This is a genomic window from Streptomyces sp. NPDC017448 (genome assembly GCF_044330565.1).
Lineage (GTDB): Bacteria > Actinomycetota > Actinomycetes > Streptomycetales > Streptomycetaceae > Streptomyces.
The window spans coordinates 100252-125827 of the sequence record NZ_JBIRLM010000023.1; the positions used below are offsets into that span (position 1 = coordinate 100252).

Annotated in this window: 29 protein-coding genes; 19 read left to right on the forward strand and 10 right to left on the reverse strand. The window is 73.5% G+C overall.

Features of this window, described 5'->3' with window-relative positions; all coding sequences use genetic code 11:
* Positions 1-93 precede the first annotated feature (93 nt).
* The 3 genes from ACH4K1_RS28640 to ACH4K1_RS28650 all read right to left on the reverse strand — a co-directional run bounded on the left by ACH4K1_RS28640 (position 94) and on the right by ACH4K1_RS28650 (position 3220).
* Positions 94-744 (reverse strand): hypothetical protein, encoded by a 651-nt coding sequence (locus tag ACH4K1_RS28640; RefSeq protein WP_398092501.1) that lies wholly within the window; start codon positions 742-744, stop codon positions 94-96.
* Between the two features lie 59 nt (positions 745-803).
* Positions 804-1523 (reverse strand): GntR family transcriptional regulator, encoded by a 720-nt coding sequence (locus ACH4K1_RS28645; RefSeq protein WP_398092471.1) that lies wholly within the window; start codon positions 1521-1523, stop codon positions 804-806.
* Positions 1524-1828: 305 nt separating this feature from the next.
* On the reverse strand, positions 1829-3220 hold the full coding sequence (locus ACH4K1_RS28650) for an aspartate aminotransferase family protein (RefSeq protein ID WP_398092472.1): 1392 nt from the start codon (positions 3218-3220) through the stop codon (positions 1829-1831).
* 158 nt (positions 3221-3378) lie between these two features.
* On the opposite strand from ACH4K1_RS28650, the gene ACH4K1_RS28655 reads away from it, so the two are divergent.
* Positions 3379-4002, forward strand: coding sequence for a DJ-1/PfpI family protein (locus ACH4K1_RS28655; protein ID WP_398092473.1), 624 nt, complete (start codon positions 3379-3381; stop codon positions 4000-4002).
* On the forward strand, positions 3995-4492 hold the full coding sequence (locus tag ACH4K1_RS28660; protein ID WP_398092474.1) for a MarR family winged helix-turn-helix transcriptional regulator: 498 nt from the start codon (positions 3995-3997) through the stop codon (positions 4490-4492). Before ACH4K1_RS28655 ends, ACH4K1_RS28660 begins: the two co-directional genes overlap by 8 nt.
* 262 nt (positions 4493-4754) lie before the next feature.
* Here ACH4K1_RS28660 and ACH4K1_RS28665 read toward each other — a convergent pair whose 3' ends face one another.
* The gene (locus tag ACH4K1_RS28665; RefSeq protein WP_398092475.1) at positions 4755-5666 is read right to left on the reverse strand and encodes a helix-turn-helix domain-containing protein; all 912 of its coding nucleotides are present in this window, start codon (positions 5664-5666) and stop codon (positions 4755-4757) included.
* Positions 5667-5817: 151 nt separating this feature from the next.
* On the opposite strand from ACH4K1_RS28665, the gene ACH4K1_RS28670 reads away from it, so the two are divergent.
* Positions 5818-6705: an alpha/beta hydrolase gene (locus tag ACH4K1_RS28670; protein ID WP_398092476.1), complete on the forward strand. Its 888-nt coding sequence runs from the start codon at positions 5818-5820 to the stop codon at positions 6703-6705.
* Here ACH4K1_RS28670 and ACH4K1_RS28675 read toward each other — a convergent pair.
* Positions 6674-8146 carry an MFS transporter gene (locus tag ACH4K1_RS28675; RefSeq protein WP_398092477.1) on the reverse strand — a complete coding sequence of 491 codons (1473 nt, stop codon included), beginning with the start codon at positions 8144-8146 and terminating at the stop codon, positions 6674-6676. The genes ACH4K1_RS28670 and ACH4K1_RS28675 overlap by 32 nt on opposite strands.
* A gap of 154 nt (positions 8147-8300) precedes the next feature.
* Here ACH4K1_RS28675 and ACH4K1_RS28680 point away from each other — a divergent pair, with 154 nt between their 5' ends.
* From ACH4K1_RS28680 to ACH4K1_RS28690, 3 genes are all read left to right on the forward strand, one after another.
* A complete protein-coding gene (locus ACH4K1_RS28680) occupies positions 8301-8849 on the forward strand; it encodes a TetR/AcrR family transcriptional regulator (protein ID WP_398092478.1) in 549 nt (182 codons plus the stop codon).
* A 156-nt stretch (positions 8850-9005) separates the two neighbouring features.
* Entirely contained in the window at positions 9006-9959 is a 954-nt protein-coding gene (locus ACH4K1_RS28685; protein WP_398092479.1) for an aldo/keto reductase, read from the forward strand.
* 63 nt (positions 9960-10022) lie between these two features.
* On the forward strand, positions 10023-11270 hold the full coding sequence (locus ACH4K1_RS28690) for a serine hydrolase domain-containing protein (protein ID WP_398092480.1): 1248 nt from the start codon (positions 10023-10025) through the stop codon (positions 11268-11270).
* Between the two features lie 35 nt (positions 11271-11305).
* Here the strand turns inward: ACH4K1_RS28690 and ACH4K1_RS28695 are convergent, their stop codons facing one another.
* On the reverse strand, positions 11306-11917 hold the full coding sequence (locus tag ACH4K1_RS28695) for a TetR family transcriptional regulator (RefSeq protein WP_398092481.1): 612 nt from the start codon (positions 11915-11917) through the stop codon (positions 11306-11308).
* Between the two features lie 120 nt (positions 11918-12037).
* Here ACH4K1_RS28695 and ACH4K1_RS28700 point away from each other — a divergent pair, with 120 nt between their 5' ends.
* From ACH4K1_RS28700 to ACH4K1_RS28745, 10 genes are all read left to right on the forward strand, one after another.
* Positions 12038-13147, forward strand: coding sequence for an IS701 family transposase (locus ACH4K1_RS28700; RefSeq protein WP_398092502.1), 1110 nt, complete (start codon positions 12038-12040; stop codon positions 13145-13147).
* Positions 13148-13271: 124 nt separating this feature from the next.
* Positions 13272-13715, forward strand: a complete 444-nt coding sequence (locus tag ACH4K1_RS28705) for a MarR family winged helix-turn-helix transcriptional regulator (RefSeq protein ID WP_228994494.1) — start codon at positions 13272-13274, stop codon at positions 13713-13715.
* A 267-nt stretch (positions 13716-13982) separates the two neighbouring features.
* A complete protein-coding gene (locus ACH4K1_RS28710) occupies positions 13983-15467 on the forward strand; it encodes an AMP-binding protein (protein ID WP_398092482.1) in 1485 nt (494 codons plus the stop codon).
* Positions 15467-15727 (forward strand): phosphopantetheine-binding protein, encoded by a 261-nt coding sequence (locus tag ACH4K1_RS28715; protein ID WP_398092483.1) that lies wholly within the window; start codon positions 15467-15469, stop codon positions 15725-15727. Before ACH4K1_RS28710 ends, ACH4K1_RS28715 begins: the two co-directional genes overlap by 1 nt.
* A gap of 122 nt (positions 15728-15849) precedes the next feature.
* Complete coding sequence (locus ACH4K1_RS28720; RefSeq protein ID WP_398092484.1) at positions 15850-16224, forward strand: ectoine synthase; 375 nt, start codon at positions 15850-15852, stop codon at positions 16222-16224.
* A gap of 267 nt (positions 16225-16491) precedes the next feature.
* Entirely contained in the window at positions 16492-17622 is a 1131-nt protein-coding gene (locus ACH4K1_RS28725; protein ID WP_228994491.1) for an acyl-CoA dehydrogenase family protein, read from the forward strand.
* Positions 17623-17635: 13 nt separating this feature from the next.
* Positions 17636-18364, forward strand: a complete 729-nt coding sequence (locus ACH4K1_RS28730; RefSeq protein ID WP_398092485.1) for a transglutaminase family protein — start codon at positions 17636-17638, stop codon at positions 18362-18364.
* 146 nt (positions 18365-18510) lie between these two features.
* Positions 18511-19326 carry a maleate cis-trans isomerase gene (locus ACH4K1_RS28735; RefSeq protein ID WP_398092486.1) on the forward strand — a complete coding sequence of 272 codons (816 nt, stop codon included), beginning with the start codon at positions 18511-18513 and terminating at the stop codon, positions 19324-19326.
* On the forward strand, positions 19323-19565 hold the full coding sequence (locus ACH4K1_RS28740) for a DUF6253 family protein (RefSeq protein WP_398092487.1): 243 nt from the start codon (positions 19323-19325) through the stop codon (positions 19563-19565). The genes ACH4K1_RS28735 and ACH4K1_RS28740 overlap by 4 nt, the downstream gene beginning before the upstream one ends.
* A gap of 55 nt (positions 19566-19620) precedes the next feature.
* Positions 19621-20367 (forward strand): 4'-phosphopantetheinyl transferase family protein, encoded by a 747-nt coding sequence (locus ACH4K1_RS28745; protein ID WP_398092488.1) that lies wholly within the window; start codon positions 19621-19623, stop codon positions 20365-20367.
* Between the two features lie 118 nt (positions 20368-20485).
* Here ACH4K1_RS28745 and ACH4K1_RS28750 read toward each other — a convergent pair whose 3' ends face one another.
* Entirely contained in the window at positions 20486-21412 is a 927-nt protein-coding gene (locus ACH4K1_RS28750) for a ScbA/BarX family gamma-butyrolactone biosynthesis protein (RefSeq protein ID WP_398092489.1), read from the reverse strand.
* 247 nt (positions 21413-21659) lie between these two features.
* Between ACH4K1_RS28750 and ACH4K1_RS28755 the strand changes: the two genes are divergently transcribed.
* The 3 genes from ACH4K1_RS28755 (at position 21660) to ACH4K1_RS28765 (ending at position 23890) form a co-directional block, all read left to right on the forward strand.
* Complete coding sequence (locus ACH4K1_RS28755) at positions 21660-22292, forward strand: ScbR family autoregulator-binding transcription factor (RefSeq protein WP_398092490.1); 633 nt, start codon at positions 21660-21662, stop codon at positions 22290-22292.
* A gap of 111 nt (positions 22293-22403) precedes the next feature.
* Positions 22404-23123 carry an HAD family phosphatase gene (locus ACH4K1_RS28760; RefSeq protein ID WP_398092491.1) on the forward strand — a complete coding sequence of 240 codons (720 nt, stop codon included), beginning with the start codon at positions 22404-22406 and terminating at the stop codon, positions 23121-23123.
* A complete protein-coding gene (locus ACH4K1_RS28765) occupies positions 23120-23890 on the forward strand; it encodes an SDR family NAD(P)-dependent oxidoreductase (protein ID WP_398092492.1) in 771 nt (256 codons plus the stop codon). The genes ACH4K1_RS28760 and ACH4K1_RS28765 overlap by 4 nt, the downstream gene beginning before the upstream one ends.
* A gap of 89 nt (positions 23891-23979) precedes the next feature.
* On the opposite strand, the gene ACH4K1_RS28770 is transcribed toward ACH4K1_RS28765, so the two are convergent.
* From ACH4K1_RS28770 to ACH4K1_RS28780, 3 genes are all read right to left on the reverse strand, one after another.
* Positions 23980-24396 (reverse strand): multidrug efflux SMR transporter, encoded by a 417-nt coding sequence (locus ACH4K1_RS28770; RefSeq protein ID WP_228994482.1) that lies wholly within the window; start codon positions 24394-24396, stop codon positions 23980-23982.
* Positions 24397-24478: 82 nt separating this feature from the next.
* Positions 24479-24799 (reverse strand): multidrug efflux SMR transporter, encoded by a 321-nt coding sequence (locus tag ACH4K1_RS28775; RefSeq protein WP_228994481.1) that lies wholly within the window; start codon positions 24797-24799, stop codon positions 24479-24481.
* Positions 24800-24976: 177 nt separating this feature from the next.
* Positions 24977-25456: a nucleoside deaminase gene (locus ACH4K1_RS28780; protein WP_398092493.1), complete on the reverse strand. Its 480-nt coding sequence runs from the start codon at positions 25454-25456 to the stop codon at positions 24977-24979.
* Positions 25457-25576 lie beyond the last annotated feature (120 nt).

The following is a 25576-nucleotide window of genomic DNA, read 5'->3' on the forward strand; positions in this document are numbered from 1 at the left end:
GCGGGCCCGCGCCCCTCCCCCGTCGGGCGGGCCGGGGTTCGACGCCCCGGGCCCGCCGGACGGGCCGGAGCTCGACGCCCCGGCCCACGGGCCTCAGCTGAAGATGATCATCGAGCCCTGCGCCAGGCTGCGGGTCGCCGCCGCGTGGAGGCCGAGCCAGACGTGGCGTTCGCGGGCGAACGGGCTGTCGTCGTAGGGGATCGGGGCCGCCGGCTCCTCCAGGGCGGTGGGCCCGGAGGGGGGCTGCGGGGCGGCCGGGGGGTTGGCCGGGTCGATGCCGATGGCCGGGGCGACGAACTCCAGCTCCCGCAGCAGCCCGTGGGCGGAGCCCAGCGGTCCGCCGCCCGCCAGGAGCGCGTCGTCGGAGAGCGGGGCCGGGAAGTCCACCGGCACGTACGCCCCGGCGTGGTCGTAGTGCCAGACCAGGTGCGACTGCTGGGCGCCCTGCTCGAACATCTCCAGCAGCCGCTCGTACTCACCGTCCAGGCCGTCGACGGGGGTGACCGCGAGGCCGCTCAGCTGGAGCAGGTAGGCACGGCGCAGGAAGTGCAGCGCGTCGTAGTCGAAGCCCGCCACGGGGGCGACGTCCCCGTTGAGGCCCGGCATGTAGGCGTAGACGGGGACGGGCGGCAGCCCGGCGTCGTTCAGCGCCTTGTCGTAGAGGGCGATCTCTTCGGCGAACGGATTGTCGGGGCTGTGGCACAGCACGTCGACGAGGGGGACCAGCCACAGGTCACAGGCCACGAAGTCTCGCTCTCCCACGGTTTCGGCGATCGTCGGAACAGCCTAATGCGGGGCGAACCTCACGCACAGTGCCCCGGCGCCCCGGGCGGCTCCGCCTCGGCCTCCCGGGCCTCCTGCGCCTCCAGGCGCTCCGCCCAGGCCAGCGCGTGGCCGTAGTACGCGTGCATCCCGGCCCGGACCCCCTCGCGGTCGCCCCGGCCGATGGCCTCGACCAGCTCCTCGTGGCCGAACCACAGCACGTCCTCGTCCCCGCCGTCGCGGCGCAGCCGGTGCACGGCGAACACCCATGCCTGGACGCGGAGCCGGGTGAGGAAGTCGGCGATGTGCGGGTTGCGGACGAACTGCCCCAGCTCCCGCCAGAACCTCAGGTCGTAGCCGATCAGCACATCGAGGTCGCCGCCCTTCGCGGCGCGGACCGCCTCCGCGGCCCGGCGGCGGATCGGGGCGAGCGCCTCGGGCCGGACGGCGACCTGCTCGGCGGGGTCGCGGAAGAGTCCGTCGACGACGAGGGCGCGGGCCTCGGCCATCGCGCGGTAGTCGGCGACGGTGAACTCGCGCACCTGGAATCCCCGGTGCTGGTCGGAGACGAGCAGCCCCTGCGCGGAGAGGTCGAAGAGCGCCTCGCGGACGGGGGTCGCGGAGACCCCGTACTGCTCGGCGATCTGCTTCACGGTGAACCCCCGGCCCGGTGGGAGCCGTCCCGCGACCACCTCGTCACGCAGCGCGTCGGCGATCTGCCGGCGCAGGGTGTTGCGCGTCACGCCCCCACCCGGCCCCATCCCGGCCCCCATCCGTACGCCCCTGTCCGCCCCTGTCCGCCCCGTTCACCGGCCGTTTCCGGCGGGGGGCACTTCTGGCTCGGGTCACCTTAAGCCAGAGCCCCGCCGTGCCCGATTCCGGGCACGGCGGGACGGGTGCGGCTGCGGACAGGCGGGTACGGCTGCGTACAAGGGCGACTACGCGGAGTGCGGGCCGGGGCGGGCCCGGCGGGCGGTTCCGGAGGGTGATTCCGAGGGGCGGACCCGGCAGGCGGTTCCGGCGGGCCGGGCGTCCTGTGCGCCCGGCCCGGTCGCCCCCGCGCGCGCTACGCGCCCTTGCCGGCCTCCACCGTGTACGTGTCCGCGACGGAGAGGGCGACGTCCAGGGCCGCGAGCCCCTCCTGGACCTCGGCCTCGGAGACGTTGCAGGCGGGGACGGCGTGGGTCCGGTTCATGTTGACGAACGGCCACAGCCCTTCCTTCTTCGCCGCCGCGCCGAAGGCCGCCATCGGGGCGTTGGCCTCGCCCGCGGCGTTGTACGGCACGAGCGGTTCGCGGGTCTCCCGGTCGCGGACCAGGTCCAGCGCCCAGAACGCGCCGAGGCCGCGGACCTCGCCGACCGAGGGGTGGCGGGCGGCGAGGTCGCGCAGGCCGGGGCCGAGGACCGTCTCGCCGATCCGGGCCGCGTGCTCGACGACCTTCTCGTCCTCCATCACGCCGATGGTGGCGACGGCCGCCGCACAGGCCAGCGGGTGGCCGGAGTAGGTGAGGCCGCCGGGGTAGGGGCGGGTCTCGAAGGTGGCGGCGATCTCGGCGCTGATCGCGACGCCGCCGAGCGGTACGTAACCGGAGTTGACGCCCTTGGCGAAGGTCAGCAGGTCCGGCACGACGCCGAAGTGGTCGGCGGCGAACCACGCGCCGGTGCGGCCGAATCCGGCCATCACCTCGTCGAGCACGAAGACGATCCCGTACCGGTCGCAGATCTCGCGCACGCCCGCCAGGTAGCCCGGCGGCGGGGGCATGATGCCGGCGGTGCCCGGGATGGTCTCCAGGATGATCGCGGCGATGGTGGCCGGCCCCTCGAAGGCGAGGGTGTCCTCCAGGTGCTGGAGGGCGCGGGCGCACTCCTCGGCCTCGTCGGCGGCGTGGAACGGGGAGCGGTAGAGGAACGGGGCCCAGAAGCGGACGACGCCCGCCGAGCCGTTGTCGGAGGGCCAGCGGCGCGGGTCGCCGGTGAGGTTGATCGCGGTGGAGGTCCCGCCGTGGTACGAGCGGTAGGCGGAGAGCACCTTGGTGCGCCCGGTGTGCAGCCGGGCCATGCGGACGGCGTTCTCGACGGCCTCCGCCCCGCCGTTGGTGAAGAAGATCTTGTCCAGGTCGCCCGGGGTGCGCTCGGCGATGAGGCGCGCGGCCTCGGAACGCGCCTCGACCGCGAACGCGGGCGCGAAGGTGGCCAGCCTGCCCGCCTGTTCCTGGATCGCGGCGATCACGGTCGGGTGCTGGTAGCCGATGTTGGTGTAGACGAGCCCGCTGGTGAAGTCCAGGTAGCGGTTGCCGTCGTAGTCCCAGAAGTAGGACCCCTCGGCGCCGGCGACGGCGAGCGGATCGATGAGGCCCTGGGCGGACCAGGAGTGGAACACGTGCGCGCGGTCCGCGGCCTTCACGGCCGCACCGGCCGCGGGGTCGGCGTACGGGGCATGAGGGGCATGAGGGGTCATGCGGCCGAGCGTAAGTGCTGGCGGGGGGCGGCCTCCATGGCCACCTTGTACGGCCTGGGCCGGATGGTTCGGCAAGGTGTCGCCTCCCGCCCGCCCTCTCCCATTGACAGCATACTGTCCAAATGACAGCCTTCTGTCATCAAGCCGAGGAGGCCATCATGTCCAGCAGCAGCGCCGGGACCGTGCATCTCGCCGTTTACGACACCTTCGCCGACTGGGAGACGGGGTACACGACCGCCCATCTCACGCAGAACGGCTACACCGTGCGGACCGTGGGGCTCTCCCGGGAGCCGGTGACGACCATGGGCGGCCTGCGCGTCCAGCCCGACCTGGCGCTGGACGAACTACGGGCGCGGGACAGCGCGTTGCTGATCCTGACCGGCGCGTCCGGCTGGGACACGGGCGAGACGCTGACCCCGTTCGCACGGACGGCCCGGGAGTTCCTGGAGGCGGGGACGCCGGTCGCGGCGATCTGCGGGGCGACGGCCGGGCTGGCCCGGGAAGGGCTGCTGGACGACCGGGCGCACACGAGCGCGGTCTCCTTCTACCTCGCGGCGACCGGGTATGCGGGCGGCGGGCGGTACGTGGAGGCGGACGCGGTCACGGACGCCGGGGCGGGCGGGGCCGGGAGCCTGGTCACGGCCGGGCCGACGGAGCCGGTGGCGTTCGCGCGGGAGGTGTTCGGGCTGCTCGGGGTGTACGACGCGAAGAAGCTGGACGCGTGGTACCGGCTGTTCCACGATTCGGACGCGAGCGCGTACGAGGTGTTGCAGGGTGAGTAGCGAGGGTGCGGGGCGCGTTCCGTCCGATCAGGAGTTGCTGAGCCGCGCGGCGCTGACGGTGTTCCGGCTGAACGGCCAGTTCCTGTCGGTGGCCGACGAGTTGGCGCGGCCGGGGGGGCTCACCTCGGCGTGGTGGCAGGTGCTGGGAGCGGTGCTGGTGGAGCCGTCACCGGTGGCGGGGATCGCCCGGACGATGGGCATCACCCGGCAGAGCGTGCAGCGGATCGCGGACCTGCTGGTCGAGCGGGGTCTCGCGGAGTACGCGGAGAACCCGGCCCATCGGCGCGCGAAGCTGTTGCGGGTGACGGAGGCGGGGCGTGACGCGGTGGCCCGGATCGGGCCGCCCCACGCGGAGTTCGCCGCGCGGCTGGCGGGGGAGGTGGGGGCGGAGGACCTGGCCGGGACGGTGACCGCGCTGGAACGCCTGTCGGAGGCCCTGGACGCCTTGACCGCCGCGGACCGGGGCGCTTCCACTCCGTCCGGCGGGTGAGGACGAGCCCTGGCTCCCCGCCCGACCCGGCTGCCACGCGGTGGAGTTGCTCGACGCGGAGGCCCCGGAAACCCCGGAGGGCCTGAACACACCGGAGGCTTCGGGAACCCCGGTGGACCCGGGACGGGCGCGGGACAGGACGGACCCGGGACGAGCGCGGGCCTGATCTACACCGAGGCGGGCTGACGCCGCCGGGCGGCGCCGTGGCCCTCCGGCGGCGCACCACGGCCGCCCGGAGGCGCCGCGGCCGTCCCGCCACGTGTCACGAGCGCCCGCCGGCGCCGCGGTCACTCCTCGGCACCGCGGTCACCGGCCCCTCCTCGCACCCGCGGGCCAGTTCCGCCAGCCGTTCCGCGTCCACGGTGCCCGGTTCGGCGGACCAGAGCACGAGTTGCTGTTCCGGCGCTCCGGCGTAGCGGAAGGTGTCCCAGTCGAGGGTGAGCTCGCCGACCCCGGGGTGGGCGATGCGCTTGTTGCCGAAGTCCTGATGGGCGACGCGGTGTTCGGCCCACCAGACCCGGAAGTGCCGGTCCGCCACGGACAGTTCGCCCACCAGAGCGGTCAGGGCCGGATCGTCCGGGTTGGTGCCGGCCTCCATCCGCAGCACTTCCACGCACGTGCGGGCGACGTCCTCCCACTCCGGGTAGACCTCCCGCATCACCGGGTCGAGGAAGACCATGCGGACGTAGTTGCGCTCGGCCTCCGGCACGGCCCCGAAGTCGCACAGGAGCGCCGCCGCCAGCGGGTTCCACGCGAGGATGTCGAGGCGTGGCCCGAAGACGAGGGCGGGCGTCCCGCCGAGCTGGCCCAGGAGCCGCGCCAGGTGCGGGTGGACCGTGGGCCGGGCCCGTCGGCGCGGCGCGGCGCGGCGGCTCCCCGCGCGGGCGGCCTGGTCGATCAGCCCCTCCGCGTAGGCCCGCTGGTCGCCGTCGAGCCGCAGCGCCCGCACCAGCGCGTCGAGCACCGGCTGCGAGGGCGCGAGACGGCCCTGCTCGATGCGCACGTAGTAGTCGGTGCTGATCGCGGTCAGCTCGGCCACCTCCTCGCGGCGCAGCCCCCGGACGCGGCGCTGGGTGTGGGCGCGTTCGGGCAGCCCCACCTGCGCCGGGGTGAGCTCCCCCCGGCGGTGCTTGAGCAGTTCGCCCAGCTCACGAAGATGCGCGGAACCGGTCATGGACCCAGCATGGCAGTGGTGCCCGCCCTCTGCCTGGGACAGATCCTTCCTAGGAAGCCGCCCGACCTTCTCCCCGCCCCCCGCCCGGCCGGAGAGTGGTTGCAGGCCGCGGATCACCGGCCGCCCCCCACGACCCCGTCAGGAGAACGACATGAGGACCGACGTCCGCTTCCCGACCAACGGCCTCCAGCTCGCAGGCCACCTCTACCTCCCCGAGGACGCCGACGGCCCGCTCGCCGCGATCGTCGTCGGCCACCAGACGACCGGCGTCAAGGAGCAGTCCCCGGCGGTGTACGCCGAGCGGCTGGTCGCCGAGGGGTTCGCCGTCCTGACCTTCGACGCCGCCTTCCAGGGCGAGTCCGAAGGCATGCCCCGCGGCCTGGAGGACCCCTTCCAGCGCGCCGAGGACTTCCGTGCGGCGGTCTCCTACCTCACCACCCGGCCCGAGATCGACGCCGACCGCATCGGTGTGATGGGCGTGTGCGGCTCGGGCGCCTACGTGCCCTACGCCGCCCAGACCGACCACCGCATGAAGGCCGTGGCCGGCGTGTCCGGCACCGATGTGCCCAGCTTCTTCCGCGAGGGCGACCCCGAGGGCTGGCAGCAGATGGTGGCCCGCTCGGGTGAGCTGCGCAGCGCCGAGGCGGCGGGCGAGCCCGCGGTCACCTTCGCGGTGCTGCCGGAGAAGGCCGACGCCGACACCCCGGCGCCGACCGCCGACTTCGTCGACTACTACAAGACGCCGCGTGGTCACCACCCGCGCTCCACGGGTGACGTGGTCGTCCGCAGCGCCGACCTGCTCGACCAGTTCGACTCCTTCGCCGACGTGGCGAAGATCGCCCCCCGTCCGCTGCTCATGATCGCCGGCACCGAGGCGGTGACCCGCGGGTTCTCCGAGAAGGCGGTCGCCGACAGCCCCGGCAACGCCGAGCTGTTCCTGGTCGAGGGCGCCAGCCACGTGGACCTGTACGACCGCGACGCGTACGTCACGCCCGCCGTCGCCAAGCTCACGGAGTTCTTCCGGAAGCACCTCGGCTGACGCCGCCGTTCTCCGCGCCCCCGTCCGCGGCCGGCTCCGCCCTCGCGGCGGGGGCCGGCCGCACGGCCGTACCGGGCTCCGCCCCCGTAACGGCGTCGGGGACGGGCCCCGCAGCCGTACCGGCCGCCGACCGCGCGCCCGCGCCACCGCCCGGAACCGCGCCGTCGTCCACGCCCGCCCCGGGCTTCGGCTCCGGCTCCGGCCCCGGGCCCGCGCCGGGGAGGGCCCCCGCAGCCGCCCCGCTCGCCGGGGTCCGCAGCGCCCCGGTGATCAGCGACGCGCCGCCCAGCAGCACGAGCACCACCACCATCGCGTTCCGCAGGCCCACGTGGTCGGCCAGGAAGCCCAGCGACGGCGGGCCGACCAGGAAAGCCGCGTAACCCGCCGTCGAGACCGCCGCCACCCGGGCCGAAGCGTTCCGCACGCCCTCCCCCGCCGCCGAGACGGTGACCGGGAAGCCCAGCGAGGCGCCCAGCCCCCACAGCACCACCGCCACCCCGGCGAGCAGCGCGCTGGAGGAGAAGACGACCAGGGCCACGCCGACCGCCGCCACCACCGCGCTGGCCCGGACCACGGCCGCGGGCCCGTACCGCACCAGCAACGGCCCGCCCGCGAACCGGCCCGTCGTCATCGCCACCGCGAACAGCATGAACGTCAGCGAACCGGCTGTCGCACTCGTCCCGTGCCCGTCCACCATCAGCAGCGGCAACCAGTCGTTGGCCGAGCCCTCCGCGAAGGCCGTGGCCAGCACGATCAGGCCGATCAGCACCAGCCGCCGGTCCCGCCAGACCGCCGCCTGCGCCCGCAGCCCCCCGCCCCGCCTGCCGCCGTCGCCGGTCTCCGGTTCCTCGCGCCCCGTCCCCGCCGGTAGCGCCCGTACGGTCCACGCCCCGGCCGCCGCGACGGCGAGGGCGACCACCGCCAGGTGCCGGCCGACGGGGAAGCCGACCGCCGTCAGCCCCATCCCCAGCAGCGCGCCGATCACGGTCCCCAGGCTGAAGCAGCCGTGCAGCACCGGCAGGATCGGCCGGCCCACCGCCCGCTCGACGGCCGCGCCCTCGATGTTGAACGCCACCTCCGCCAGGCCCATCCCGGCCCCGAACAGCGCGAGCCCGGCGAACACCCCGCCGGACACCTCCAGCGCCGCGCCCCCGGCGACCACCAGCAGCCCGGCCACCAGCAGCGCCGCTCCGGCGGCGATCACCAGCCGCCCGCCGTGCCGGCGCACCAGGGCGCCGGAGACCAGCACGCCCGCCATCGACCCGACCGAAAGCCCGAACAGCACCAGCCCCATCGCGCCCGTGGACACCTCCAGCGCGTCCCGGACGGCCGGGGTCCGGGCCACCCAGGACGCCATACTCACCCCGGTGGCGAGCATGAAGAGAAAGAGCGCGGCGCGCCAGCGGCGGGTGGTGACGTCGATGACCTGCGGGTTCTTCACGGAGCGGCGCCTCGGCAGACGGGTGGGCACGGGAGCGTGCGGGCGGGAACGGACGTGCAGGCGTACGAGCGTACGCTCCAAAGCGTACGTTCGTACACTCGCCTGCGCCGCTCTATGCTGCGACGAGGACCGAGCCGACCGAGGAGGGCGTCACGTGGCGACCGGGCGCACCGACCCCGAGCGGCGGGACCGCATCATCGACGCCACGCTCGACCTCATCGTCGAGGCGGGCGTCGCGGGCGTCTCGCACCGCAAGGTCGCCGCCCGCGCGGGCGTGCCGCTGGGCTCGATGACGTACCACTTCTCCGGCATGGACGCGTTGCTGCACGAGGCGTTCACCCGGTTCTCCGGCACGATCGTCGCCGTCTTCGAGGAGCGCCTCGGCGCGGCGCACACCCCCGAGGAGGCGCGCGAGGCCGTCGCCGACCTCGTCCACCACCTCTCCGGCGGCAACCAGCGCGAGCTGATCCTCACCCACGAGCTGTACACCCTCGCCGCGCGCCGGCCCGCCTACCGCGAGCTGACCCGCACCTGGATGGGCCGCAGCCGCCGCGCCCTGGAGTGGCATTTCGACCCGGCCACCGCCCGTCAGCTCGACGCGCTCATCGAGGGGCTGTCCATCCACCGCGCCCTGGAGACCGAGCCCCACGAGCGGGCCCTCACGGTCGAGGCGATCGCCCGCATCACCGCCCCGCGCCCGTAGGGCCCGCCCGGGCCGGAAGGCCGCCCCGGACGGGCCCCGCCGACTTCCCGAAGTCGTCGGAGGTCGGCAAGTCGCCATGGGTTGCTGTCCCCCGACGCCCCCGGGCTGTTGCTATGGAGTGGTCGCTTTCCTCTGTGGAGAAGGGAGTTCCGCGGGATGCGGACCACAACACTGGGCAGGGACGGGCCGGTCGTCGGACGGCTCGGACTGGGCGCCATGGGGCTCTCGTACCGCTACGCCCCGGGCCAGCGCGACCGGACCAAGGCGGTCTCGCTGGTCCAGGAGGCGATGGACCTCGGGGTCAACCTGCTGGAGACGGCCGGAGCGTACGCGGCCGGGGACAACGAGCGGCTGATCGGCGAGGCCATCCGCGGCAGGCGGGACGAGGTGGTGCTCTGCACCGGCGGCGGCCTGCTCGGCGACCCGGACGGTGGGCTGCGGCCCGCGGGCGGCCCGCAGGCGCTGCGGGACGCGGTCGACGAGAGCCTGCGCCGGCTGCACGTGGACCACATCGACCTCTACCTGCTGCGCCGCGTCGACCCCGGCGTACCGCTGGAGGAGAGCTGGGGCGCGCTGGCGGAACAGGTCTGGGCGGGCAAGATCCGCATGCTGGGGCTGCCCGTCGTCACCGTGCAGGAGGCGCGCGAGGCCGAAGCCGTGCACGAGGCGGCGGCGATGGCGGCTGAGGTGTCGCTGTTCACCCGCTGCGGTCTCGACGACGTCGTGCCGTACGCGGTGGAGCGCCGGATCGCCCTGCTGGCCGGCGCCCCGCTCGGCCGGGGGCTGCTGGCCGGTGCGCTGTCCCGCCACGACGACCTGCCCCCGGACGACTGGCGGCGCACCCAGCCCCGCTTCGCGCCCCGGGCCATCCGCCACAACCACGCGCTCACCCAGGCCGTCGCCCAGGTGGCCGCCCGGCACGAGGCGACCCCCGCGCAGGTCGCCCTGGCGTGGCTGCTGCGGCTCGGCGACCACGTGGTGCCGCTGCCCGGCACGAGGGCGTCCTACCACCTCGCGGAGAACCTCGGCGGCGACCGGGTCCGGCTGACCGAACAGGACCTGACCGACCTGGAGTTCCTGCCCTACCCGGCGGGTGCGCCGGAGACGTGAACCGGCCCCGGACCGCCCCCGCACCGCTGTTCCCGACCCTCCACCACTTATGGAGTTCCTGACATGACGACCTCTCTGGTACGGCGGGTCCTCCCGAGGCCACGGCCACGGGCGGCGACGGCCGGCGTCCACGGAACCACCGCACCCGGGTTCGCCTCGGTGCGCCACTGCTTCGAACGGGCCTGCCGGGAGTCGGGCCCGCCCGGTTCCCAGGGGGCCGCGCTGGCGGTCGTACGGGAAGGGGAACTGGTCGTCGACCTGTGGCACGGCACCGCCGACCCGGTCACCGGCGCCCCGTGGACCGGCGACACCCTCGAACCGCTGCTGACCGGCTCCCACTCCGTCCTGGCCACGGCGGTCCTGCTCCTCGCCGACATGGGGGCGCTCGCCCTGGACCGGCCCGTCGCGGACTACTGGCCGGAGTTCGCGGTGCGCGGCAAGGGCAAGGTGACGCTGCGGGACGTGCTGACGTTCACCGCCCGGCTGCCGGGCATGGTGGCGGGCCTCGACCAGCGGGACGTCGAGAACCCGCGCATGATGGCCGCGCTGCTCGAACTGCACAGCCTGGAGGAGGACCCCCGGGCCGGCGGGGTGCTGCACGGGCCGTGGACCGCGGGGTGGATCGTCGCCGAGGTGGTCCGCCGGGTCGACGGCCGCGACCTCGACCTGTTCTTCCTGGAGGAGATCGCCGGTCCGCTGGGCCTGGACGTCCACTTCGGCCTGGTCCCCGACCAGCTGCCGCACGCCGCCCGCATCTCGTACGACCCGGACTTCCGCGCCCGCTTCCCGGCGCCGGACGGCGGTCCGGACGGCGGCGCGGCGGACCTGTTCGGGCGGGTGTGGAACAACCCGTCCCCGTTCCCCCCGGACGCCGGGGTCTGGAACGAGACCCGGCGGCGGTACGCGCTCGTCCCCTCGCTCGGGGCGTACGCCTCCGCCCGGGGGCTGGCCCGGCTCCAGGGCGTCCTGGCCGCCGACGCCGTACGGGCCCCGGGCGAGGAGCCGCTGCTGCTGTCGCGGCGCACGCTCGACCAGGCGCGGAGCTTCTGGGTCGAGGGGCTGGACCCGCTGCTCGGCGGGGTCAGCGCGTACGGCGAGGGGGGCCTCCAACTCCTCGACGAGGGCCTCCACCCGGCCGTCCGCGCCGGGGCCTTCGGCCACCAGGGCCCCGGCGGCATCGCCTACCAGGCGTGGCCCCAGGCCAGGACCGGGGCCGCGTGGGTCCGCAGCCGGCTGACGGCGGACCCGGGGGCGCGGGTCCTGGACGAGGTGGCGGACGCGGTGGAGCGGGCGGTACGGGAGGCGCCCTGAGGCCGCCGGGCACCGGCCGGGCGCCGCCCGGACGGTCAGGCCCCGCCCGGTTCCGCCGCCGCCAGGCCGGGCGGGGCGGCCCCCGGGCCGGGGCCGTCCGCGGCGAGGCCGTGCAGGAGGACGTCCCAGACCGAGTCCCACACCACCTCCCGGGTCGTGCCGTTCGCGGCCATCGCCCCCTCCGCGAAGTGCGCCAGCATCGCCACCGCCTCCTCGGGCGCCACGCCGGGGCGCAGTCGGCGGGCGCCGTGGGCCCGGTCGAGCAGGGCGCGGAGCACGGGCAGCCAGGTTTCGGCCAACGGCGGTACGCCCTCGGCTGCGTTGGCCTCCAGCCGGCGCGCGGCGCGGACGAAGGAGTCCTCGCGCGCCACCTGGGCCAGCGTGCCGATCAGGACGCGCAGGTCCCTCAACGGGTCGGTGGATGGCGTGAGTTCGTCGACGCAGCGGGAGAACCGGGCGGACCCGATCGCGCGCACCTCCTCGGCCAGGGCGGTCTTGTTCCGGAAGTGGAACGTCAGAGCGCCGATGGAGGTGGCCGCCCGCCAGGCCACTCCCTGGAGCGAAGCGCCCTCGTACCCGTGCTCGGCGAACTCCTCGGCAGCCGCCTCCAACACGGTCCGACGCGTCCTGGCCGCCCGTTCCTGCATGCGCCTTCTCCTTGGACCTCGGCAAGTAGTCGTTGTCTCCCGTAGAAATATAACGAACATTCTCTATGTTTGTTAGTCTGCTGAGCGACGCTCACCTGGGAGGGACCCGCAGTGACGACGATGCACGAAACGCCCGACATGACGGCGAGCCGGCCACTGGGCGACTTGCCCCGGCTCCTGTTCGGCCATTTGCACCGCTCCGACCAGCAGCGTTGGGGCCAGGTGTACCTGCAGGGGCTCCTGCGCACCCACGGGAAGAAGACCGTGCGCCGCATGGCGGCCGTGGTGACCGGTTCGGAGGCGGCCTCGACGTCCCTGCACCAGTTCGTCAACGCCAGCCCGTGGGAATGGGCCCCGGCGCGCGGCGAGTTGGCCCGCTGGGCCGCCCGTTCCCTGCCCGTGCGCGCCTGGACCCTGGCGCCGGCCGTGCTGCCCAAGCGGGGGGACCGCTCACCCGGGGTGCACCAGCGCTTCCTCCCCGAGTCCGGGCGCACCGTCAACTGCCAGCTGGGCATGGGCCTGTTCCTGGACGTCGGCCGGGCCCACGTCCCGGTCGACTGGCAGCTGTTCCTGCCGCCCCGCTTCACCCACGACGAGGCCGTGCGCGACCGGGCGAAGATCCCCGCCACGACCCGGCCCCAGCCCCTGTGGGACCACGCCCTGTCCCTGGTACGGGAGATGACGTCGTGGTCCGACGGGAACACGGCGCCGGTGGTGGCCGACCTGACCACCCTGTGCGACGTCGACCCGCTGGTGCAGCGGCTCCAGGGCGGCGGGCACCCCTTCCTGCTCGCCGTCCCGGGCCAGACCGCCCTAGGCGGGCCCGAAGTGCCGCCGGGCGAGAAGGAGTCGGCGCGCGGCCTGCTGCTGCGCCGGGGCGTCCGGCACCCGGCGGGGGCGGGCCGGCACGTCGTCTCGCACGGGACGACCGTGCACGGGCTGCGCCCGGACGGCGAGCGCACCCGCGGGCCGGGGCGGCTGATGGCGGAGTGGGACGCGGGCAGCGGCCGGCCGGGGCGGATCTGGCTGACCAACATCCCCGACCGGCATCCGGCCGAACTCCTGGAGCTGGCCCGCTCGCCCCGAGGGGCGTCGGCGGCGGTCCACCGCATGGGCGAGGACTTCGGCCTCCTCGACTTCGAGGGCCGCTCCTTCCCCGGCTGGCACCGGCACATGACGCTCGTCTCCGCCGCCTACGCCTGCTCCACCCTGGAGGGTGCGACCCCCTGACTCTTTTGCTTGCTTATACAAATAAATATCGGCCAGGGCGGCTCCTTGCGCACCCCGACCCTCCCCAGATGATTGCACAGGCATGTATCTTGGTGTCATCGCAGTCGAGAAGGGGAGCTGTTCCATGACGATCAACCAACAGCCACGCGCCGCCTCCGACCAGGTCATGTGGGAGGCCGTCCTCGGCCTGCACACCTTCGTGGAGCGCCAGCTCGCCCACACCCTCCAGCGCCGCTACGGCGTCGGACTGTCCGAGTACCGCGCCCTGGAGACGCTCACCCAGGCCGAGAAGGGCGAATGCCGGATGCAGGAGCTCGCGGACCACATCGGACTGGGCCAGAGCTCGGTGACGCGCCTGGTCGGACGCCTGGAGGGCGCCGGTTACGCCTACAAGGACAGCTGCGCCGACGACAAGCGCGGCGTCTTCGCCGTCATCACCGAAGAAGGCCGCAAGCGCTACCAGGAAGCCCGTGCCACGTACGCCGACGTCCTCAGCTCGGCCCTCAACACCGCGAGCGCCGACGACCAGCTCGCCAGGGCGGTGCAAGCGCTGCGCAGCGCCGCCTGACGAGATCGCGCCAGACGGCGGGAGGCGTCCGGGGTAACCCGGCCTCCCGCCGTCTTTGCATGTTCGGGCCTCCACGACCACCCTCCGGGGCTGTGACCCAGGCCACACGAACGTATGAAGTATTTGCTTGACCATGCAAATGAAGGCCCGTAGATTCTTCCTCGTGGCCGGATCAACCAGCCGGCCCACCCGCCCCACCCGTCAGACCCGTGGAACGAGCCAGACCAGTCAGACCGGCCAGACCGCCATCCACCGAGGGGGGATCCGTTGCCTTCGCCTCGCCTGTTGCAGGCATTCAGCAGACATGTGCAGGAACAGCCCGACAGCACCGCGCTCGTCGCCGCCGGCGCCCGGGTCACCTACGCGGACCTGGAGCGGCTGGTCCGCCGGGCCGCCGCGGACCTCGACGGCGTGGACTTCCCATCCGTCCGCGCCCTGTGCGTACCGGCCCACAAGTCGCCGGAGACCGTCGCGCTGCTGCTGGCGGCCTGGCGCCGGGGGGTCAACACCCTGGTCCCGTCGCCCAGCCTCGGCGCCGCCGCCCTGGCCACGCTCACCGCCCAGGCCCACGGACCGCTCACCGCGCTCGCGGTCCCCGGCGGCGGGGCGACCCTGTCGCGGGAGGAGACCGACCCCGCGCTCGCGGAGGGTTTCAGCGCCCCCGACCCCGAGGAGTCGCTGCTGACCCTCACCACCTCCGGGTCCACCGGCGTCCCCAAGCTCGTGCCCATCCGCACCGACGCCTTCGACCGCTTCGGCGACTGGGCCGCGGAGAAGTTCGGGATCGACACGACCACCCGGGCGCTGAGTTTCTCGCCGCTCAACTTCGACCTGGCCCTCCTCGACGTCTGGACGGTCCTGGGGGCCGGCGGCACCGTGGTCCTGGCCGACGCCGGGGCCAGCGGGGACGCCGCCTACCTGCGGGCGCTGACCCGCGACAACGAGGTGACCCTGGTCCAGGGGGTGCCCCTGCTGCACCGGCTCCTGGCCGCGGACGACGCCCGCTACCCGGCGGTCCGCACGGTCGTGTTCACCGGGGAGTCCGTCTCCGAACAGGGGTTGCGGGACGCGTTCGCCGCCTGCCCGGACGCCCGCTTCCACAACGTCTTCGGCTGCACGGAGACCAACGACAGCTTCATCGAGGACATCGACCCGGACGCCTTCGTGCACCCGCTGCCCATCGGCGCCCCGATCGGGGGCACCGAGGCGGTGCTGCTCATCGACGGGCCCGAGGGCACCGAAGTCCTCCAGGGGCCCGGCACCGGCGAACTGCTGGTCCACACCCCCTTCCAGACCTGCGGATACCTCGAACAGGCCCGGAACGCCCACGCGTTCATGCCCGACCCGCGCGGCGGCGGCGCCATGTTCTACCGCACCGGCGACCTCGTCCACCGCGACGCCGACGGACGCCACTTCCTCCAGGGACGTACCGACTTCCAGGTCAAGGTGCGCGGCGTGCGCACCAACACCCTGGAGGTCGAGACCGTCCTCGGCGGCCACCCGGACGTCGTCGAGGCCTGCGTGGTCGCCCTGCCCTGCCCCGAGGCCGGCACCCGGCTGCACGCCGAAGTGGTGCGCCGGGACGGGACCTCCCTCAGCTCGCTGGGTCTGCGGGCGTACGCGGCGAAGCACCTGCCGCGGCACGCCGTGCCCAGCTCGGTCGCGCTCGCCGGCACCCCGCTGCCGAAGACCCCGACCGGCAAGCCCGACCGCAACTCGATCAAGAAGACCCGACTGAACGGAGACCGCTGATGAGCACCGCCGGCACCGACCCGATCCGCGACTACATCGTCCAGGACTTCCTCTCCGGCGAGGACGCCGAGGACCTGACCGACGACTTCGACCTCATCGAGAGCACCGTCGTGAACAGCCTCGGCCTGGTCCGCCTCATCTCCTGGATATCGGAGACGTACGGCATACCGGTGGACGACATCCCGCTGGAGCCGGCCGCCTACCGCACCCTCGCGGACATCCGCCGCTTCGTCGACGAGGCCGCGCCGGCCACCGTCTGACCGGCGGCCCCGCACCCCCGCACTCCGCGTACCCGTCCCCCCACACGCGGCGCACCGCACCTCTGCACCTCTGCACCTGCACCTGGTCACGTCCGGAACACAACGATGACAGGAGTTCTCCCATGATCGTCCGTTCTCTCTCCGACGTCCCCGCGGTCGAGTGGGGCAGCGGCACCAGCCACCGCCTCCTCACCGAGAAGGACGGGATGGGCTTCACCGTCTGCGAGACGCTGGTCCGCCAGGGCACCTCCAGCGCGCTGCAGTACCTCGGCCACCTGGAGGCCTGCTACTGCATCGGCGGCTCCGGCGAGGTCGTCACCACCGACGGCGTCCGCCACAAGATCATGACCGGGACCATCTACGCCCTGGACAAGAACGACGCCCACCACCTGATCGCCTCCGACGACGAGGACCTCCTGCTCGTCTCGGTCTTCAGCCCGGCGCTGCGCGGCGACGAGAAGCACTCGCTCTCCGACGACGGCTTCTCCCGCTACTGATCCGCACCGCCGGGGGGGGGGGGGCGCCGGGGCGGCCCCCCCCCCCCCCCCCCCCCCCCCCCCCCCCCGGCGGGCGCCCCCCGCCCCCCCCCCCGCGTCGGCGGGTACGCGCCCCGGGGGCGGGGGGCCCCCCCCCCCCCCGCGCCCCCCGCCGCGGGCGCCCCCCCCCCGGCCCCCCCCCCCGGGGGGGGGGGGGGCCCCGCGGGCCCGCCCCCGCCCCCGGCTCCCCCAGCGCCCGCGACCGGTGAAAGGCAAGGCAGAGCACCCATGGCAGCAGAGAAGGACACGGATCCCTACGGCCTCACCGCGCCGTACGCCGACGAGTTGAACGACGACGTCACCCGCTGGGACCGCGCCGGCGAGTTCCCGCACGAGAAGTGGAAACCGCTCCAGCGGTCCGGCCTCTTCACCCTCCCCTTCGCCCCGGAGTACGGCGGCGCGGGCCGGACGCTCACCGAGACCATGGCCGCGCTGGAGGGGCTCGGCCACACCAGCCGGGACGCCGGGCTGAACTTCTCCGCCTCCACGCAGATCGTCAGCGTCGGCATCCCGCTCCAGGCGTTCGGCTCCTCGGACCTGCGCGAGCGCTACCTGCCGCGGGTCACCTCGGGCCAGGCCATCACCGCGCACGCCATCACCGAACCGGGCCACGGTTCGGACGTGATGAACATCCGCACCACGGCCGTCCGCGACGGCGACGACTACGTACTCAACGGCGGCAAGCTGTTCATCACCAACGCCCCGGTCGCCGACCTCTTCCTGCTCTACGTCCGCACCGGCAAACCGGGCGCGTTCGGGCTGAGCACCTTCCTCGCCGAGCGCTCCACCCCGGGCCTGGAGGTCGGTGAACCGCTGGACACGATGGGGCTGCGCACCTCCCCGATCAGCGAGGTCACGCTCACGGACGTCCGGCTGCCCGTCGCCAACCGCCTCGGCAGCGAGGGCGCCGGCTTCCTGATCATGGACCACGTGATGAAGCGGGAGGTCCTCTTCTCCTTCGCGGTCAACCTCGGCGAGATGACCCACCGGCTGAAGCGGGTCGTCGAACACGCCACCACCCGGCAGCAGTTCGGCGCCTCCATCGGCAAGAACCAGGCGGTCGCGCACAAGATCGCGGACATGCGGATCGCGGTCGAGACGGCCCGCAAATGGCTGTACGACACCGGCCGCAAGGTCGAACAGGGCAAGGACGCCTCGCTGGACGTGGCCGCCACCAAGATCGTGGTCAGCGAGGCCAACCAGCTCACCGCCCGGCACGCCATCCAGATCTTCGGGGCCCGCGGCTACCTGACCGAGACGGGCATCGAGCGCGAGCTGCGCAACGCCACCGCCGGCTCCATCTACTCCGGCACCAACGAGATCCAGCGCAACTGCATCGCCGCCCTGATGGGCCTGTGACGAGAGGTACGCCATGACCGAGACCCTGACCGAAGCCGCCCCCGCCTCCGAGCGGCCGACCGCGGACGACCTGGCCCGCCTCACCGCGGCCACCGACTTCCTCGACCACGAGCACCCGACCGTCCGGGCCTTCGTCGACAAGGCCCTCAAGGGCATCGACCGCGACGCCGCCGGCCCGGTCGACCTCGCCGTCACCCTCTACTACGCGGTCCGCGACGGCATCCACTACGAGGTCTACGGCGCCGACCTGTCGCCGCAGGGCCTGCGGGCGTCCAGCATCATCACCGGCGGCAAGGGCTTCTGCCTGCACAAGTCCGTGCTGTACGCCGCCTGCTGCCGCGCGGTCGGCATCCCCGCCCGGCTGCACTACAGCGACGTCCGCAACCACCTCGCCTCCGAACGGCTGCGCTCCTACATCGGCGGCGACGTCTTCTTCCACGGCCTGGCCACCGTGTACCTGGAGGGCCGCTGGCTCCAGGTCACCCCGGTCTTCAACAAGCTCCTGTGCCGGCTCTACGGCATGACCCCGCTGGAGTTCGACGGCCGCAGCGACAGCCTCTACCACCCCTTCGACGCGCAGGGGCGGCAGAGCATGGAGTTCCTCACCGACCACGGCGACTTCGACGACGTCCCGTACGCGTTCGTGATGGAGAACATGCGCCGCAAGCACCCGAAGTTCCTCGACGAGGGCGGCACCGGGACGGTGAGCGGCGGTTCGCTCGCCGACGAGGCGACCGCCTGAGCGCGGGCCCGGCCCGGTCTCCGTACGCGCGCCCGGGCCCGCACACCGGCAGCACCCGCACACCGGCAGGACCCGTACACCGGCACGGCACAGCAGAAGAGCGGCAGAAGAAGCAGAAGAAGCAGAAAGAAGAGGAGAAGCACCCCATGACGCAGTTCCAGGCCCGTGAGGACGGCTGGGGCGCGGTCGCCCGCGTCGGCGTCGTCGTCCCGCACGCGGACGTCGGGCCCGAGTCCGAGCTCCAGGCGATGGCCCCGCGCGACGTCTTCATCCACGGCTCCCGCGTCCACTTCGGGGCGATGCGCCCCGGCGGGGAGATGGACCCCAAGATCCCGCACGACCCGGTGCGCGCCTTCATCGACCCGCCCTTCATCGACGACGCCGTCGAGCTGCTGGCCGCCTCCCCGCTGGACTCCATCGCCCTGGGGTTCACCAGCTCCTCCTACGTCCTGGGCGCCGACGGCGAGCAGAAGCTGTTCGAGCGGCTCGCGGAGCGGACCCGCGGCATCCCGCTGACCGGTACCGCCCACGCCGCCGCGGCCGGCTTCCGCGCGCTGGGCGCCGAGCGGATCGCCCTGGTCAACCCGCCGTGGTTCGACGACGAGCTGTCCGCCCTGGGCGCCTCCTACTTCGGTGAGCGCGGCTTCGACGTCGTCCACCACGCCCCCTGCGGCCTGCCCAGCAACCAGAAGCTGATCACGCCGGAGGCGCTGGTGAAGTGGATCGAGTCCGACGTCGCCCCGCACCGGCCCGACGCGGTCCTGGTCGCCGGGAACGGCATCCGCGCCGTCGGCACCATCGCCGGCCTGGAGGAGACCGTCGGCTTCCCCGTCCTCACCGCGAACCAGGTGCTCTTCTGGCACGCGCTGCACGCCGCCGGCGGCAGCGGGGCCGCCGCGCGGATCACCGACTACGGCGCCCTCTTCGGCGTCCTCCCCGAGACCGGGAGCGTGGCCCGATGAGCCTGCTGCCCGCCTACGGCTACCAGGCCGCCGTGCAGGAGAGCTGCGACACACCGGAGTACCACCTCCCGCTCGTGTGCTGGCGCGACGACGACACCGGGGTGCGCGGCATGGTGCTGTACCGCGGGGCGCTGCGCCCGGCGGAGCAGGTGCCGGGGTTCCGGCGCTACCTCGCCTCCGAGGAACTGGAGCAGTACGCCACGACCGGCCCGTGGCCGCTGCTCGCAGCCACCGTCTGATCCGACCCGTGGCGGGGGCCGGCCGGGCCCCCGCCGCATCAGGAGCCGTATCGACATGACACACGACTTCACCTGGTCCGACGCTCCTCCGGGCGAGGTCCTCGATCCGGTGGGGATCTGGATCGTCCGGGCCCCGGCCGGGCAGCGCCTCCCGCCCGACGGATCCCCGCCCGACTGGCTGGACGAGAAGGAGCGGAGCCGCCTGGCGTCGATACCGCAGCACGCCGGGCGGGAGTCCTACGCCTTCGCCCACTGGGCGCTGCGGAGCGTGCTCGGCTCAACGCTCGGCTGCTCGCCCGGCACCGTCGGTTTCCTGCGGCAGCCCTGCCCCGGCTGCGGCGGGGCGCACGGGCGGCCGGCCATCCGGGAGCCGGCCCCGGTCGGCGAGCCCCTGGAGTTCTCGATGTCGCACAGCGGGGACCACGTCGCCATCGCGGTCGCCGAGGCCACCATCGGCATCGACATCGAGTCCTGGCCGACCCCGGAGTCGGTCGCCGGCTACCTGCCGTTCCTCCACCCCCGGGAGCAGCAGTGGCTGGGGGGCCGCGCGGGCGACGAGCTGGTCCGCGACTTCGCCCGGCTGTGGACCCGCAAGGAGGCCATGGCCAAGGCGACGGGGCAGGGCATGGCCGCCGTCATGAACCGGCTGGACCTCACCGGTCAGCCGCTCGGCTGGCGGGTGCGGCAGCTGCTCGCCCCTCCGGGGTACGAGGCCAGCTTCGCGGTCCCGGCCTCGGTGCACGTCGCGGTGACCGTGTACGAGGAACTGCCGGAGCCCATGCCGCAGTTGGCCCCGGCATGATCGCGCGGCGGGCGGTCCGCGCCCCTCTTCGGGGGGTGCGGGCCGCCCGCCGCGCCATGGCCGGGGCCGGGCCGCCCGGGTCTCCCCGGCGCCCGGCCCCGGCCCGCCGCGGGGGAGGTCAGTGGATGGTCACCTCGGCGGTGAACACCTGGACGCCGTCCTGCTCGACCCGGACGGGTATCCGGCGCCGGTCCGTGCCGACGGGGACCGGCTCGCCGGCCACGACCACGGCGGGGGCGTCGAACTCGACGTACCGCACGAAGTCCGTCCGCATCCCGATGACGGCCGTGCCCGGGCCGCCGACGTCGTGCGCCGCCTGCCGCGCCGCCTCCAGCAGGAGCATCCCGGGCACGTGGTCCACCACGTGGTCGAAGAGCACCGGGTGGGCGGGGTCCACCCGGAGCAGCCAGCGGCCGGGCCGCTCGCCGCCCAGCGCGGGCGACAGGACCACGTCGTCCGGGGAGGTGCGGCCCACCCGCCGCGGGTCCACCGGCGGCCCCACCGGGAGGCAGCCCTCCTGCGCCGCGTCGAGGTCCGCGTAACTCCCCCGCAGGCGACGGTAGACGGCGGCGGGCTGGTTGTTGAAGCGGGTGTGCGCGACCCCCATCAGCCGCTTGCCCAGGTAGACGTCGGTGTCCATCGTCATACCGGCGAACCTGCTGCCGCGCCGCACCACGTCCGAGCAGGACACCACCAGGCGCACCTCGTCCGAGGCGGTGACCAGCGAGGCCGCCGGCTCGACCGTGAAGCTGAACTCCTCCCACGCCTGCTTGTACTCCCGCGGCACGTCGTGCACCGCGTGGGACAGCAGCGGAACGGCCTGGCGCACGGTCTCCGCGAGGAGCAGCGGATCGTACGATCCCTGCGACGGCCGGTAGAAGTCGTGCCCCCGCGGCCAGCGCGCCGTGAGCACGCAGTGGCCCGGGCTCGTCTCTAACCAGGTTCTGAGCAGGACTTCCTCGCCCCGAAGCTTGTGCACCTGCCACTGGTGCACCTGCGACTGCTGGACCGGCTGCACATCACGGCTCAGTACAGAAACAGACAACTTGGCCCCCCAAGGTCGACGGTGTGCGCGGGCGGGCGGTCACGGAAGGATCCGCGATCAGCACTCCCTGCCCTCGCTCCAAAAATAATGTTTCTTTTGTTTTCTCAAGTCAAGGGGGGCTCGTTCTTCGATCTTTCGCGGGATCGTTTCAAGATCAGAGCCAACTCAACTACTGCATAACGGACTTGCCTAGACCACCGCTCACCCGGCTAACATAAGGAGCATTCTTTTTGGGAAGGTGAGTGTCATGGCACAACCGAAACAGGAGCGGGCGGAGCAGACCCGTCGCGCCCTCCTGCACGCCGCCGCAGAGGTCTTCGACGAGTTCGGCTACGCGGGGGCCAGCATCACCCGCATCCTCAAACGGGCCGGTGTGACGGCGGGAGCGCTCTACTTCCACTTCGGCTCCAAGGAGGACCTGGCCAAGGCGGTGATGAACAGCCAGCCGGAGACCCTGGTGCCGCTGCTCGCCGCCGGCGGCCTCCAGCGCCTCATCGACCTCACCCTCGTCTGGTCGTGGCAGCTCCAGCGCGATCCGCTGCTGCGGGCCGGCGTACGACTGACCAACGAGCAGGCGTCCATCGACGGCACCCTCAACGCCGACCCGTACGAGAACTTCCGCGGGATCATGGTCAGCTGCCTGCACGAGGCGATGGAGTCCGGCGAGCTGCAGCCGGGCGTGGACCCGTCCGTGGTCGCGGAGTTCGTGGTGGCCGCCTGTACCGGAATGCAGATGTACTCCAACGTCGTCAGCGGCCGCCGGGACCTTCCCGACCGCACCCAGCAGATGTGGAACCTGATCCTGCCGGGCCTCGCGGTCCCGTCCGTGATCACCCGCGCCGAGACGTCCCCCGCCCGCGGCAGCGCGCTGATGTCCTGACCCGAACGCTCCGCCCCACCGACCGGCCGATGCGTCCGACCGGCCGGTCCCTCCAGCACGCCCGGCTGTCCTGCCCCGCTCCGCCCGTTCCGACGAACCCTACGGAGAAGCATGCTCACCCTGCGCCTGGTCGCCCTGAACATCGACGGTGTCCTGCTCAACGACACCTTCAGCCCGGTGATCCACCACTTCGTCACCGCCCGGGGCGGTACGTACTCCGCCGAGCTGGAGAGGTCCGTCTTCTCCCAGCCGCAGCACATCGCCGGCCGGCTGCTCGCGGCCGCCACCGGCGGCGCCATGAGCGGCGAGGAGGCGCTCGCCGCCTACTTCGAGGACCGCGCCGCCCACCTCGACCGCCACCCGGTCACGGTCACGCCGGGCACCGGTGAACTGCTCCACCGGCTGCGCGGCGCGGGCCTGCGCACGGTCTGCTACGGCGGCCTGGGCAAGGACCACTTCGACCGCCATCTGGGCCGGTACGCCGAGCTGTTCGACGGGCCCGGCTACGTCTGCACCAACGACTTCCGCCCCGGGCTGAGGGAGATCACGCGGGAGGTGTTCGGACTCCGCCCCGAGCAGGCCCTGTTCGTCGACGACGTGGCCCGGGTCGCCGACGCGGCCCGGGAGCTGGGCGCCGGCTTCGTCGGCCGCCCCTCCGCCTTCGTCCACAGCCACCAGCCCGCCCTGATGGCGGAGGCCGGGGTACGCCACCTGATCAGCGGGCTCGACGAGCTCGACGACGCCCTGGTGCGGCGGATCGACCGGGACCTCGCCGCGGGCGCGTTCTGGCGGACCGCGCCGGCCGCCGCCGGGGCCGGAGCCCCGGCGTGACGGCGGGGGGCCCGCTGCTGCCCGGCAAGGTCGCGCTGATCACCGGCGCCTCCAGCGGCATCGGCGCCGCGGCGGCCGGGCACTTCGCCGCCGAGGGGGCGGCCGTCGTCCTCGTGGCCCGCAGGGCGCACCTGGTCGAGGAGGCCGCCGAGCGGATCAGGAAGGGCGGGGGGCGGGCCGTGGCCGTGCCGGGCGACGTCACCCGCCGGGCGGACATGGACCGGGCCGTCGCCACGGCGGTGGACCGGTTCGGCGGGCTCGACTGCGCGTTCAACAACGCCGGGTCCGCCGGCGCCGGAACCCTTCTGCACGAGCTGTCCGAGGACGAGTTCGACCGCACCCTCGACGTCAACCTGCGCGGGGTGTGGAACTGCCTGCGCGCCCAGCTCCCCGCCATGATGGCGACCGGCGGCGGCGCGGTCGTCAACACCTCCAGCGTCGCCGGGGTGCGCGCCACCTCCGCGTCCGCGCCCTACGTGGCCGCGAAACACGCGGTCCTCGGCCTGACCCGCGCGGCCGCCGCCGAGTACGGCGAGCACGGCATCCGCGTCAACGCCCTCGTGGTGGGCGGCACCGACACGGAGATGATGGACGGCGTCCTCGCGGCCGGGCCCGCCGTCCGCGCCGGCTTCGGCGGCAAGGCCATCCAGCGCCGTCTCGCCGATCCGGTGGAGATCGCCCGCGCCGCCGCCTGGCTCTGCTCGGACGCCTCCTCGTTCACCACCGGGGCCGCCCTGGCGGTGGACGGCGGCCGTACGGTTCTGTGACGGGTACGCCCCCGGCGTCCGCCGCCCATTCCGGATGGGGGGCGGACGCCGGGGGCGTACCGTCGCGCGATGCGTCGGGGCGGGAGGCGTCAGACCTGGAGCGCGCCGGGCCGGTCGGTGACCTGCCGCTCGGCCGCCGGGGCCGCGGCCGCCTCGGGCTTCGTGCGGTCGGCGAGCTTGAGCCAGATGACCCCGACGATGATGACGGCCAGCCAGAGGCCCTTGGCCAGGGTGAGGGTCTCGTCGAAGAAGAGCGGGCCGAAGACCGCGGCGCCGACCGCGCCGATGCCCGCCCAGACGGCGTAACCGATGCTCACGTCGATCGTGCGGAGGGCGAGGCTGAGTGCGTAGAGCGTCAGCAGGAAGAACACCACGGCGACCAGGGACCAGGTCAGCCGGGTGAAGCCTTCGCTGCCGCCGACGGCGAGTGCGTAACCGATCTCGAAGACTCCGGCGAGCAGGAGGGAGAGCCAGGCGTTGGTGGAGCTCTTGGCCGCGTTGGACATGGGAGGTGGGTCCTCTCTCAGAGGTGTCGTCAGGGGGTGTGCGGGGTGGGCCGCTTGCGGCGCCGGGGAAGGTGCGCGGGGCTCAGGCGGAGCCGCTGAGCTGCAGGCCGACGACACCGCCGATGACGAGGAGGATGCCGATCGCCTTGTTGACGTTCAGGCGCTGGCCGAAGAACAGGGCGCCCAGGACGGTGATGCCGACGCCCGCGACGGACGTCCACAGGGCGTAGCCGACGCCGACGTCGAAGGTCAGCAGGGCCTTGCTGAGGAAGAAGGTGGCGGCGGCGCCGCTGGCCAGGGTGATCCCGGTCCACTTGCGGTTCTTGAAACCCTCCGCCTTTCCGGCGGCGATGGCGACCGTGATCTCGAAGGCGACGGCGATGGCGAGGTAGAGCCAGTGCATGGGAGGTCCTTCCGTGCGGTGGGTGAGAGGGGTGGAGAGGGGCGAGGAGTGGAGCGGAGTACAGGGGGGACGCGGAGCGCCGTTCGCCGGACGGGGCGTCGGTCCGGCGGCGCTGCGGGTGCGGCGCGTGTGGCGTCGCGGCGCGTCGGGGGGGATGCGCGGCGGGCGGGGCCCCGGTCAGTACCGGGCCCGGTCCATGGTGAGGAAGTCCTGGAAGGGCTGCTCCGCCTCGGGGAGCTGGAGCGCGGTGACCCTGAGGGGCCAGCGCTCGGGGTCCTCGGCGAAGAGGGTGTACGTGCTGGTGTAGTCGAAGCCGTACCGGGCGGCGGTGCGGCGGTCGGCGGCGTGCACGATGTGGCCGATGCCGGCGAACCGCGCCGCCATGTAGCACAGGGCGCAGGGCTCGCCCGAGGCGATCAGGGTGGCCCCCGCCACGGCGCGGATGCCGTGCCGGGTGGTGGCCTCCCGGATGGCGACGACCTCGGCGTGCGCGGTCGGGTCGTTGTCCTCGCGGACCCGGTTGAAACCGGTCCCCAGGATGCGTCCGCCGCCCACGACCACTCCGGAGAACGGGATTCCGCCCTCTGCGACGTGCTCGCGGCTGAGCCGGATCGCCTCGTGGGCGTATCCCATCAGTTCGCTGTCGTGTGTACCCATGAGCAGTTCGTCTCCCGAGTTGCCCTGTAGCGACCGTGCATCTCATGCATTTGCTTGCACAGACAAGCAGATTGCTTCACAGATCTCCGCCGGCGGCGCGACCCGATGACACTAATCTTG